The organism is Bradyrhizobium sp. LTSP849 (genome assembly GCF_000938255.1).
In the GTDB taxonomy this organism is placed as follows: domain Bacteria; phylum Pseudomonadota; class Alphaproteobacteria; order Rhizobiales; family Xanthobacteraceae; genus Bradyrhizobium.
This window is the reverse complement of sequence record NZ_JYMR01000013.1, coordinates 36780-49249: the sequence shown is the minus strand read 5'-3', so window position 1 is coordinate 49249 and position 12470 is coordinate 36780. Positions and strand designations below refer to the sequence as shown.

The following is a 12470-nucleotide window of genomic DNA, read 5'->3' as shown; positions in this document are numbered from 1 at the left end:
CCCGAGGACGTGATGCGCGGCAGGAAGCTCGACTGACATGAAACGTCTCAGGATCTGGCGGCGATGGTTCGCGCGAAAGTTCGGCTTTGCGCGGATGCTGTGCCTTGGGCTGCTGATCGTCTTTGCAGGCCTGCGCGTCTGGGATCCGCCGCCGGTCCAGGAGCTGCGGCTGCGCACCTTCGACATGTTCCAGCTGATCGATCCGCGCGACAAGAAGGGGGTGCGGCCGGTCACCATCGTCGACATCGACGACAAGAGCCTCGCCAAGTTTGGCCAATGGCCGTGGTCGCGGATGCGGATCGCGGACATGATCATCAACCTCACCAACAACGGCGCGGTGGCGATCGGCTTCGACGTCGTGTTCTCCGAGGCCGATCGGCTCAACCCGGATCTGGTCGCCAACCAGATGCGCTATCTGGACGACGCCACGCGGACGAAGCTGCGCGAGCTGCCGAGCAACGACCAGATTCTCTCGGAAGCGATCAAGCGCTCACGCGTCGTCCTCGGCGAAACCGGACTGCCGGAGGTCGGATCCGAGCTCGACAAGACGCTTCCCTTCACCGGCGTCGCGACTGTCGGCGAAGAGAATGCCGAAAAATTCCTGTTCGAATTCCCCGGCCTGCTGCGCAACGTGCCCGTCATCGAGAAGGTTGCCGCCGGTCGTGGCCTGTTCTCCATCAAGACCGAGCGCGACGGCTTTATCCGCCGCGTGCCGATGATCATGCGCGCCCAGGGCAACATCATGCCCTCGCTCAGCCTCGAGATTCTGCGCGTGATCACCGGCACACCGACCCTGCTGGTCAGGACGGACAAGACCGGAGTTCGGGCCATCCGCATCAAGGGCGTCGAGATCCCGACCGACAAGAACGGCCAGCTCTGGGTGCACTACGCCCGCCGCGATCCCTCGATCTATGTGTCGGCAGCCGACGTGCTGGACAACACGGTGCCGCCGGCCAAACTTGCCGGCAAGCTGGTGCTGATCGGCACCTCCGCGGCCGGGCTGAACGACCTCAAGACCACGCCGGTGTCCTCGACCATGCCCGGCGTCGAGATCCACGCCCAGGTGCTCGAAAGCGTGCTGAGCGGCGCGGTTATCTCCCAGCCGAACTATGCGCTCGGCGTCGAGCTGCTCGCCGCGCTGATCATCGGCATTCTCGTCATCATCTTCACGCCGAATCTCGGGCCGGTGCGGCTGGTGATCGCGGGCGCGATGTTTGCCGCTGTCCTGATCGGCACGTCCTGGTTCTTCTATTGGAAGTACCGCTACCTCATCGACTTCACCTATCCGCTGTTGTCGACCACCGCGATCTATTTGACGTTCATCTTCTCGAGCTTCGTGCGCGAGCAGCGGCAGCGGAAGGAGATCCGCGGCATCTTCGCGCAATATATGTCGCCCGTTCTGGTCGAGCAGATGGCGCAGTCGCCGGAAAAGGTGGTGCTCGGCGGCGAAGAGCGCGAGATGACGATCATGTTCTCGGACGTGCGCGGCTTCACCACGATCTCGGAGAGTTACAAGCATGATCCGCAGGGCCTGATCGCGCTGATGAACCGCTTCCTGACGCCGCTCACCGACGTGATCATCGAAGAGAAGGGCTACGTCGACAAGTACATGGGCGACGCCATCATGGCGTTCTGGAACGCGCCGCTCGACGACAAGGCACACGAGGTCAACGCCTGCGAGGCCGCGATCCAGATGCTCGAGAAGATCGATGTGGTCAACAAGGACCGCGAGCAGGAGGCCGCCGATGGCGGTCACGTCTACATCCCGCTCAATGTCGGCATCGGTCTCAACACCGGCATCGGCGTGGTCGGCAACATGGGCTCCGATCTGAAGAAGAACTATTCGGTGCTCGGCGACAGCGTCAACCTGGCCTCACGCCTGGAAGGCCAGACCAAGGAATACGGTTTTCCGATCATCGTCGGCTCCAGGACCGCGCTCGCCGCCAAGGACAAGTTCGCGATCCTCGAGCTCGACTTCATCATGGTCAAGGGCAAGACCGAGCCGGAGGTGATCTACGCCATCGCCGGCCGCGAGGACGTGATGCATTCGGCCGCGTTCCAGCGCCTGCGCAACATCACCATCGAGATGCTCGGCTGCTACCGCAGCCGCGACTGGCAGGGCGCGCTGGACGCCATCGAGCGCGGCCGCCGGAGCGAGGACGCCGACACGCTGGAAAAGCTGTTCGGGCTCTACGAAGCCCGCATCAAGGATTTCCAGGTCGATCCGCCGCCGGAGGGTTGGAACGGGGCGTTTGCGCTACTGACGAAGTAGGGGGGCGCGCTTGGGGCCCGCTGGCGCCTCAATAAAGGTGTCGTCCCGGCGCAGGCCGGGACCATACCCCCAGGGAGAAGTCGTTGCGCGAGATCGGAGTGGGCAATCTTCGCCAAACCCAATCCTTCGCCCGGACGACGGCGGAGTGTTTGGCGCCAGTGCGGCCGCATCAATAGCTCTCGTAGGGTGGGCAAAGGCGCCCGAGCGCCGTGCCCACGATCTCTCCTCGCGTGAGGCTTAAAGTGGTGGGCACGCTTCGCTTTGCCCACCCTACGATTGCTGCGTTTGAAGCCCCCTCACTCCACCCCGATCGTCGTCAAATCCTGGAACCAGTGCTGCGCCTGGACGAACTGCTTGATCTTCGGCGACAGCGCGTGCGGGTTGGTGTCGTGGACGACCCAGACCAGCACGGCATCGTCGACGATCAGCGCGTGCGCCTGCGCGATCAGATCGTCCTGCTTGGCGGTGTCGAAGGTCTGCTTGGCCTCGTTGATCAGCGCGTCGACCTTCGGGTTCTTGTAGCCGCCCCAGTTGACGCCGACCGGCGCGATCTGGTCGGAGGCGAAGAAGCGGACGATGGCGTAGAGCGGGTCTGACGTCACATAGGCGATGTTGTTGGCGGTGATGCCGGCGTTCATCTCGTCGGCCGCGCCCTTGCGCCAATGCGTGTAGAGCGTCTCGAGCTCGACCACCTTGAAGTCGATGTCGATGCCGATCTCCTTGAAGCTCTGCTGCAGGAACTCGTTCATCGGCAGCGACAGCATCTGGCCGGTGCCGCCCTGCGCGATGATGAAGGTGGCCTTCAGCGGTTTTGCCTTGGAGTAGCCGGCTTCCTCGACCAGCTTCTTCGCGGCGGCGAGATCATACTTGATGTCGAATGTCGGCTTGCCGAACCACGGGCTCGACGGGTCGACTTGTCCCTTCGCGGGTTTTGCCAGCCCGTTCATCAGCCCGACGACTTCGTCGCGGTTGATGGCGAGATTGAGTGCCTTGCGCAGGCGGATGTCGGTCCAGGGCGAGCCCGGCAGCACGCTCAGATGATAATTCCAGACATGCGGCGTGACGTTGTCGACGATCTTCATGCCGGCCGCTTTCAACTGCGGCACGGCGTCCGGCGCCGGTGTTTCGATCAGGTCGACTTGGCCCGCAAGCAGCGCATTGGTGCGCGTCAGCGCTTCCGGCATCGGCACCAGCACGATCTTGTCGACCTTCGGAATGCGCTTGGTGTTCCAATAGTCCGGGTTCTTCGTGAGCTCGGCGAGCTCGCGCGGCACCAGCTTTGTCAGCTTGAACGGGCCGGTGCCGGAGGGCTGGCTTGCGAACTTGTCCCAGTCCTTGCCGAGCTTGTCATATTGCGCGGGGCTGGAGACCAGGAACCACAGCATCTGATAGGGGAAGAAGGAATCGACCGTCTTGGTGGTGATCTCCACCGTGGAATCGTCGATCTTGGCGTAGCTCGCGACCGACGGAAGCCGCGTCTTCACCTGCGCGCTCTGCCGCTTGTCGAATTGCGGCGCCTTGTCGTTGAGCACCTTGTCGAGATTCCAGATCACCGCATCGGCGTTGAACTCGCTGCCGTCATGAAACTTCACGCCTTTGCGCAGCGTGAAGCGCCATTTGGTCTTGTCGGTATCGTCGACCTTCCATTCGGTGGAGAGGCCCGGCACCAGCTTGCCGGGCCGGTCAGCGACGTCCATCTCCCAGGCCACCAGCGGATCGTAGATCGTATAGGCCGTGAACTGATAGGCGCCGGCGCCGCGATCGGGCTGGCCGGTCGTCAGCGGAATGTCCGCCATCGAGATGCCGTAGCGCACCACCGTTTCGGCGCGCGCTGAGATTGCGGACAACGCCAGCGCAAGCACGGCGAGACAGGTCGATAATCGGATACGCATGGCCTAAAGCTCCCAGGGAGAAATCGGAGCAAAACCTGCAATCTTGATGCCAGAATAGGCAGCGAAGTGCCCATGCGACCATTTGATCACAAGGACTTGTCGTCGCAGGGGCAATTCGCAGAATAAGTTTCCCCATTGGCATAGGCATTGCATACGTTTGCATCAAAATTAGTCATCGAAAGCCGTAAAAGGACGAAAGTAATGTTTATCAAGACGACTACCCGCGCGGCGCTGATTGCTGCGCTGGCCCTGACGACTGCGGCCGCATGGCCGCGCATGGCCAGTGCCGAAACGGTGCTGCGCATCGGCATGACCGCTGCCGACATTCCGCGCACGCTTGGCCAGCCTGATCAGGGTTTTGAAGGCAACCGCTTCACCGGCGTCACCATGTATGACGCACTTACTGGCTGGGACCTGTCCTCCGCCGACAAGGCCAGCGTGGTGATCCCCGGCCTCGCCACCGAGTGGAAGGTCGATGATGCCGACAAGACCAAATGGACCTTCAAGCTGCGCCCCGGCGTCACCTTCCATGACGGCTCGCCGTTCAACGCCGATGCCGTGGTGTGGAACGTCGAGAAGGTGCTGAAGCAGGACGCGCCGCAATTCGATCCGAGCCAGGTCGGCGTCACCGCCTCGCGCATGCCGACGCTGGCGTCTGCGAAGAAGATCGACGACATGACGGTCGAGCTCACCACCAAGGAGCCCGACAGCTTCCTGCCGATCAACCTCACCAACCTCTTCATGGCGAGCCCGGCCAAGTGGCAGCATTTCTATGACAAGGCGGACGGCGCCGACGCCAAGGCGAAGTCGCAGGCCGCCTGGACTGCGTTCGCCAAGGATGCCGCAGGCACCGGCCCGTGGAAGATGGCGAGCTTCACCCCGCGCGAGCGGCTCGAGCTGGTCAAGAACGCGAGCTATTGGGACAAGGCGCGCGTGCCGAAGATCGACAAGATGGTGCTCTTGCCGATGCCGGAAGCGAATGCGCGCACGGCAGCGTTGCTCTCCGGACAGGTCGATTGGGTCGAGGCACCCGCGCCGGATGCGCTGCCCGAGATCAAGCAGCGCGGCTTCAAGCTCTACGCCAACGAGCAGCCGCATGTCTGGCCGTGGCAGTTCTCGCGCGTCGAGGGCTCGCCCTGGAACGACATCCGCGTGCGCAAGGCCGCCAACCTTTGTGTCGATCGCGAAGGCCTCAAGGACGGCCTGCTCGCCGGCCTGATGGTGCCGGCGACCGGCACTTTTGAGCCCGGCCATCCCTGGCGCGGCAAGCCGACCTTCGAGATCAAGTACGACAAGCCGGCGGCGCAAAAGCTGATGCAGGAGGCAGGCTTCGGTCCGAACAAGAAGCTGACGGTGAAGATCCAGACCTCGGCCTCGGGCTCGGGCCAGATGCAGCCGCTGCCGATGAACGAATATCTCCAGCAGGCGCTCGCCGAATGCTATTTCGACGTGCAGCTCGACGTCATCGAGTGGAATACGCTGTTCACCAATTGGCGCCGCGGCGCCAAGGACCCCTCGGCCAACGGCTCGAACGCGACCAACGTCACCTACGCGGCGATGGACCCGTTCTTCGCGCTGGTGCGCTTCCTGCAATCGAGCATGGCGCCGCCGGTCTCGAACAATTGGGGTTTTATCAACAATCCCAAGTTCGACGAGCTGGTGAAGAAGGCGCGGCAGACCTTTGATCCCGCCGCGCGCGATGCCGCGCTCGCCGAACTGCACGCGGCCTCCGTCGACGACGCAGCCTTCCTCTACGTCGCCCACGACGTCGGCCCGCGCGCCATAAGCCCGAAGGTGACCGGCGTCATCCAGCCGAAGAGCTGGTTCATCGACTTCTCGCTGGTGTCGATGCAGTAGTAAGCTCGCGCAACACGCTCAGTGCACCCTCTCCCCTTGCGGGAGAGGGTGGCTTCGCGCAAGCGAAGCCGGGTGAGGGGTCTCTCTCCGCGGATGCGGACCTCTCAATAGAAGCAATTTCATCCGCGGATAGAACCCCTCATCCGGCGCTTCGCGCCACCTTCTCCCACAAGGGGAGAAGGGAAGAAAGAATCCGACGTGCTCGCCTATATCGCCAGACGCATCGTCTATGTCATCCCGATCGTCATCAGCGTCGCGCTGGTGTGCTTTCTGCTCGTGCACATCACGCCGGGCGATCCGCTCGTCGCGGTGCTGCCGGCCGATGCCTCGCAGGAGCTCGCGGCGCAGTTGCGCACAGCCTACGGTTTCGACCGCCCGTTGCCGGTGCAGTTCGGCCTGTGGCTGCTGCGCGCGCTGCATGGCGATCTCGGCAACTCCATCGCGACGGGACGCCCCGTGCTCGCCGAAGTCATGCGCGCGGTCGGCAACACCGTCACGCTTGCAATTGCGGCGGCTATCATCGGCTTCACGATGGGCATCCTGCTCGGCCTGATCGCCGGCTACTTTCGCGAGACCTGGATCGACAAGGTCGCGACGTCCTTTGCCATCGCCGGCGTCTCGGTGCCGCATTACTGGCTCGGCATGGTTCTCGTCATCATCTTCTCGGTCGAGCTGAACTGGCTGCCCGCGGTCGGCGCCGGATCCGGCGGCTCCACAGCCTGGGCCTGGGATTGGGAGCATCTGAAATATCTCGTGCTGCCGGCGATTACGACCTCGGTGATCCCGATGGGCATCGTCACCCGCACCGTGCGCGCGCTGACTGGTGACATCCTCTCGCAGGATTTTGTCGAAGCCTTGCGTGCAAAGGGTCTGCACGAACGGGGGGTGTTTCGCCACATCATCAAGAACGCCGCGCCCACCGCGCTTGCGGTGATGGGCCTCCAGCTCGGTTACATGCTCGGCGGCTCGATTCTGATCGAGACCGTGTTCTCCTGGCCGGGCTCCGGCTTCCTGCTCAATTCGGCGATCTTCCAGCGCGATTTGCCGCTGTTGCAGGGCACGATCCTGGTGCTGGCGCTGTTCTTCGTCTTCCTCAATCTGCTGGTCGACATCGCGCAAGCCGCGATCGATCCGCGCATCAAGCGGGGCTAGCGGGATGAGGTGCCACACATTCAGTGTCGTCCCGGCGAAGGCCGGGACCCATAACCCCAGTAAGCGGTTGTGGGACGAGATAGCAACCACGAGTCCTCGCCAAATGACCTTTCGTGGTTATGGGTCCCGGCCTTCGCCGGGACGACGTTGGAAATTGCGGCAATGAGCGAGCTTCCGTTGTCAGCCACCACCGACGCCGCACTCCAGGCCGCGCCTGCGACCAAGGCGCGCGGCTATTGGGCGACCGTCGGCCGCCGTATTCGTCGCGACAAGGTCAGCATGGCCTGCGCGCTGGTGCTGCTGCTGATCTTCCTCTCCGCGATCCTCGCGCCCTGGCTCGGTCTCGAAGACCCCTACAAGGGCTCGATGATCCGCCGCCTGCGCCACATCGGCACAGTGGGCTATCCGCTCGGCACCGACGAACTCGGCCGTGACATGCTGGCGCGGTTGATCTATGGCGGGCGGCTGTCGCTCGTTATCGGCATTCTGCCCGTGGTCCTGGCTTTCGGCATCGGCACCTCGCTCGGTCTCGTCGCGGGCTATGTCGGCGGCAAGCTCAACACAGCGATCATGCGCACGATCGACGTGTTCTACGCCTTTCCCTCCGTGCTGCTTGCGATTGCGATCTCTGGCGCGCTGGGCGCCGGCATCCTCAACTCCATCGTGTCGCTGACCGTCGTGTTCGTGCCGCAGATCACCCGCGTCGCCGAAAGCGTCACCACCGGCGTTCGCAACATGGATTTCGTCGAGGCCGCGCGCGCTTCGGGCGCGGGGCCCTTCACCATCATGCGCGTGCATATCCTCGGCAATGTGCTGGGCTCGATCTTCGTTTATGCCACCAGCCTGATCTCGGTCTCGATGATTTTGGCGGCAGGCCTCTCCTTCCTCGGCCTCGGCACCAAGCCGCCAGAGCCGGAATGGGGGCTGATGCTGAACACCTTGCGCACCGCGATCTACGTTAATCCCTGGGTCGCAGCTCTCCCCGGCGCGATGATCTTCGCGGTCTCGATCTGCTTCAATCTTCTCTCGGACGGCCTGCGCAGCGCCATGGACATCAGGAACTAGGCCATGAGCGAGAGCAATACTTCCATCGCCATGCTGGAGCCGGTCGAAGACGTCGGCGGCGTCGCGCAGCCGCTGCTCCAGGTCAACGGACTCACCAAGCATTTCCCCGTGCGTGGCGGGCTGTTCGCCGCCAAACGCACCGTGCGCGCCGTCGACAATGTCTCCTTCTCCATCGCCAAGGGCGAGACCGTCGGCATCGTCGGCGAATCCGGCTGCGGCAAGTCGACCACTGCGCGGCTGCTGATGCATCTGATGCCGCGCGATACCGGCGACATCATCTATGACGGCATGGCCGTCGGGCAGTCGTTGTCGCTGCGAGAGCTGCGCCGCGGCATGCAGATGGTGTTTCAGGACTCTTACGCCTCGCTTAATCCGCGCCTGACCATCGAGGAATCGATCGCGTTCGGCCCAAAAGTCCATGGCATGGCTGATGGTACGGCGCGCGCACTGGCGCGCGAGCTGCTCGGCAAGGTGGGCTTGGTCCCTGCAAACTTCGCCAACCGCTATCCGCACGAGATCTCCGGCGGCCAGCGCCAACGCGTCAACATCGCACGCGCGCTGGCGCTGTCGCCGCGGCTGGTGATCCTCGATGAAGCCGTCTCCGCGCTCGACAAATCGGTCGAGGCGCAGGTGCTCAATCTGCTTGCCGATCTCAAGCGCGAGTTCGGCTTGACCTATCTCTTCATCAGCCACGACCTCAACGTCGTCCGCTACATCAGCGATCGTGTGCTGGTGATGTATCTCGGCGAGGTCGTCGAGCTCGGCCCGGTCGACCAGGTCTGGGACAAGCCGGCGCATCCCTATACGCGCGCGCTTCTTGCGGCCATGCCGTCCTCCGATCCGGACCGCCGCACCGAAAAGCCGCCGATCACCGGCGATCCGCCCAATCCGATTGATCCGCCCCCGGGCTGTCGCTTCCACACCCGTTGCGCGTTTGCGGAGCCGCTCTGCGCAAATGCTGCACCAAAGCTCACCGCCGTCGATAGAATGGGCCACGAGGCCGCGTGCTACATGGCAATCCCTGGTTCAGGCCATAGCCGTGCGCCCCGAGAGGAAATCGCATGACGAGACCCACGACCAAAGAGATCAAGGCGACAGCGCAAGTCGCCGGCATTCCCGTCGACGATGAGATTGCGACGCGCATCTCCAATTCCATCGGACCCGCCTTCGAAGGCTTTGCGGCCATCGCCGGCACGTTGCCGTTCGATCTCGAACCGGCGCTCTACGTGCTCGCGCAGACTACCAAGGTGTCGAAATGAGCACCGAGCCTGCCTTGATGACGCTCACCGAGGTCGCGCTTGCGATCGCGATGAAGCAAGTGTCCTCGCATGAGGCGACGCGCGCGCTGCTGCACCGCATTGCGCAGTGGCAGCCGCATCTCAACGCCTTCATGTCGATCGAATCGGAGGCTGCGCTGAAGGCGGCTGACGCCGCCGACGCCGAGCTTGCCAAGGGCGATCTGCGCGGTCCGCTGCATGGCGTGCCGCTCGCGCACAAGGACATGTATTACGATGCGGGCAAGGTCGCGACGTGCGGCTCGCTGATCCGCCGCGATTTCGTGCCGACCACCACCTCCACCGCCTTGCAGCGGCTGAAGGATGCCGGCCAAGTTCGCCTCGGCACGCTGCATCTTGCCGAATTCGCCTATGGCCCGACCGGCCACAACGCCCATTACGGTCCGGTGCGCAATCCCTGGAACGTCGCGCATATCACCGGCGGCTCGTCGTCGGGGTCGGGCTCGTCGGTCGCCGCGCGCCTGACCTATGCCGCGCTCGGCTCCGACACCGGCGGCTCGATCCGGATGCCCGCGCATTTCTGCGGCGTCACGGGGCTCAAGACCACCTGGGGCCGCGTCAGCCGTGCCGGCGCGATGCCGCTGTCGCAATCGCTCGACACCGTCGGCCCGCTCGCCCGCACCGCCGAGGATTGCGCGCTGCTTCTGGCGTTGATGGCCGGTCCCGATCCCGAAGATTCGACCGCGAGCCACGAGCCGCTGTCGGACTATGTCGCCGCGACCAAGGGCTCGCTCAAGGGCTTGAAGATTGGCGTGCCTGCGTCCTTCTATGTCGACGATCTCGACAGCGAAGTCGCGCGCGTGCTCGACGAGACCATCGCCGTGCTCAAGCGCGAAGGCGCCGATATTGTCACGGTCGAGCTGCCCGATCAGCGGCAATTGTCCTCCGCGAGCCAACTTGTGCTCGCGGCCGAAGCGGCCGCATTCCACAAGCGCTGGATGATCGAGCGTCCGCAGGATTATGGCTCGCAGGTGTTGATGCGGCTTCAGAACGGGCTCGCCGTTCCCGCCATCACCTATCTGGAGGCGATGCGCTGGCGCGGGCCCGCGCTCGCCGCGCACAATGCGGCCACCGCCGGCGTCGATGCGGTGATCGCACCGGCATCTCCGGTGCCGGCGCCCACGATTGAGGAAAGCGATGTCGGCGGCGGGCCGAACGCGCCGGCGCTGTTGCAGCGGCTGACGCTGTTCACCCGCCCTGTGAACTTCCTGGGCCTGCCGTCGCTGACCGTGCCGTCCGGCTTCACCAAAAGCGGCCTGCCGATCGGCATGCAGCTGATCGGCCGCTCCTTCGATGAAGCGACCTTGCTCACCATCGGCGCCGCCTTCCAGCGCGTCACCGATTACCACGACCGGGTACCCAAGCTGCCGTCATGACAAAGCTCGTCGACATCTCCGGCCTCAACATCCGCTTTACCGGCGAGCGCACGGTCTATGCCGTGAACGATCTCAGTCTCACGCTCGGCGATGGCGAGGTGCTGGGTCTGCTCGGCGAGTCCGGTTCGGGCAAGAGCGTGACCTTGCGTGCGCTGATGCGGCTGTTGCCGAAGAAGCGCACGCAGATCGCAGGCACGGTCAACGTCATGGGGCGCGATGTGCTGGCCATGAACGACGAGGAGCTGTCGTCGTTCCGCGGCCAGACCGTCTCGATGATTTTTCAGGAGCCCGCGCTGGCGCTCGATCCGGTCTACACCATCGGCGCGCAGATCGCCGAGAGCGTGGTGCGCCACGAAGGCAAGTCTTATGCGGAAGGCCGCGCGAGAGCCTTGGAGATGCTCGAGGTCGTGCGCATCCCGTCCGCAAAGCGCCGGTTGGATGCCTATCCGCACGAAATGTCCGGCGGCATGCGCCAGCGCGCCATGATCGCGCTGGCGCTCGCCTGCCGTCCCAAGATCCTACTGGCGGACGAGCCGACCACGGCGCTCGATGCCACTGTGCAGATCCAGATATTGTTGCTCTTGCGCGAGCTACAGCGCGAGTTCGGCATGTCCGTCATCTTCGTCACCCACGACATCGGCGTCGCCATCGAGATCTGCGACCGCGTCGCGGTGATGTATGCCGGCCAGATCGTGGAGCAGGGGACGCTTCGCGACATCGTCCGTTCGCCGGTGCATCCCTACGCCAAGGGCCTGCTCGCCTCCACCATCCACGGCGCCAAGCGGGGGGCAAGGCTCGAGACCATCCCCGGCACGCCGCCGTCGCTGGCCGAGAGGCCGCACAACTGCTCCTTCGCTCCGCGTTGTTCGGTGGCGCAGCGCCGCTGCCTGGAGCAACTGCCGCCGAATGTGGAGGTGGGGCCGGGCCGGGCGGCAAGGTGTGTGCTGGCGGACGCCGTGGTCGCGTCGTAGGCCGGCCGCGCCTGATCTCGAAAATCCCCTGCGCCAGCACCGAGTTGTCACGATTCACCGGGCGTACTCGGCGAAGAGGTGTTCTACTGTGCATGGGGTTGTTTTCGACGTTTTTGCCGGCGCGGTCCGGGAGAGCGGGGAACAGCATTCAGACCCCATTCATCCCGATTCCGGTTCCATGCGGCCGTTCACGGAGAGGGATCTGACTTATGTACATTTCGAATGAAGGCCTGCTCGTCATCCTGTTCGTCGGCCTCGTGGCCGGCTGGCTGGCCGGCAAGATCGTGCGGGGCGCAGGCTTCGGCATCATCGGCGACATCGTGATCGGCATTGCCGGTGCGTTTGTCGCGACGTTCCTGTTCCCCAAGCTCGGCATTCATATCGGTACCGGGCTGGTATCGGAGATCATTTATTCCGCCATCGGCGCGGTCATCCTGCTGCTGGTGGTGCGGCTGGTCCGCGGCGGCGGCCGGTTCTAGGCTTCTCCGTTCAGCGAAGCGGAACTTTGCGCCTCTCCCCAGGCTGGGGAGGGGCGTATTTGTCTGCTATAAAAAGCCGCGAAGACTGTGAAATACCGGACTTGCGCATCA

10 protein-coding genes are annotated in these 12470 nt (G+C 64.0%); 9 read left to right on the top strand and 1 reads right to left on the bottom strand.

The features are described 5' to 3' along the window. Positions 1–37 precede the first annotated feature (37 nt). Positions 38–2272 carry a CHASE2 domain-containing protein gene (locus UB31_RS11230; RefSeq protein ID WP_045010940.1) on the top strand — a complete coding sequence of 745 codons (2235 nt, stop codon included), beginning with the start codon at positions 38–40 and terminating at the stop codon, positions 2270–2272. 296 nt (positions 2273–2568) lie between these two features. Here UB31_RS11230 and UB31_RS11225 read toward each other — a convergent pair whose 3' ends face one another. Continuing rightward, positions 2569–4164, bottom strand: coding sequence for an ABC transporter substrate-binding protein (locus UB31_RS11225; RefSeq protein WP_045010939.1), 1596 nt, complete (start codon positions 4162–4164; stop codon positions 2569–2571). Positions 4165–4365: 201 nt separating this feature from the next. On the opposite strand from UB31_RS11225, the gene UB31_RS11220 reads away from it, so the two are divergent. From UB31_RS11220 to UB31_RS11185, 8 genes are all read left to right on the top strand, one after another. After that, positions 4366–6021, top strand: a complete 1656-nt coding sequence (locus UB31_RS11220; protein WP_045010938.1) for an ABC transporter substrate-binding protein — start codon at positions 4366–4368, stop codon at positions 6019–6021. Positions 6022–6219: 198 nt separating this feature from the next. Beyond that, the gene (locus UB31_RS11215; RefSeq protein ID WP_045005589.1) at positions 6220–7173 is read left to right on the top strand and encodes an ABC transporter permease; all 954 of its coding nucleotides are present in this window, start codon (positions 6220–6222) and stop codon (positions 7171–7173) included. 162 nt (positions 7174–7335) lie between these two features. Continuing rightward, the gene (locus UB31_RS11210) at positions 7336–8238 is read left to right on the top strand and encodes an ABC transporter permease (protein ID WP_045010937.1); all 903 of its coding nucleotides are present in this window, start codon (positions 7336–7338) and stop codon (positions 8236–8238) included. Between the two features lie 3 nt (positions 8239–8241). Continuing rightward, positions 8242–9303 carry an ABC transporter ATP-binding protein gene (locus UB31_RS11205; protein ID WP_045010936.1) on the top strand — a complete coding sequence of 354 codons (1062 nt, stop codon included), beginning with the start codon at positions 8242–8244 and terminating at the stop codon, positions 9301–9303. Then, positions 9300–9497: a hypothetical protein gene (locus UB31_RS11200; protein ID WP_045005586.1), complete on the top strand. Its 198-nt coding sequence runs from the start codon at positions 9300–9302 to the stop codon at positions 9495–9497. The genes UB31_RS11205 and UB31_RS11200 overlap by 4 nt, the downstream gene beginning before the upstream one ends. Continuing rightward, on the top strand, positions 9494–10909 hold the full coding sequence (locus UB31_RS11195; RefSeq protein WP_045010935.1) for an amidase: 1416 nt from the start codon (positions 9494–9496) through the stop codon (positions 10907–10909). Before UB31_RS11200 ends, UB31_RS11195 begins: the two co-directional genes overlap by 4 nt. Beyond that, a complete protein-coding gene (locus UB31_RS11190; RefSeq protein ID WP_045010934.1) occupies positions 10906–11880 on the top strand; it encodes an ABC transporter ATP-binding protein in 975 nt (324 codons plus the stop codon). Before UB31_RS11195 ends, UB31_RS11190 begins: the two co-directional genes overlap by 4 nt. 209 nt (positions 11881–12089) lie before the next feature. Next, on the top strand, positions 12090–12359 hold the full coding sequence (locus tag UB31_RS11185) for a GlsB/YeaQ/YmgE family stress response membrane protein (RefSeq protein WP_045005582.1): 270 nt from the start codon (positions 12090–12092) through the stop codon (positions 12357–12359). The last annotated feature ends 111 nt before the right edge of the window (positions 12360–12470 follow it).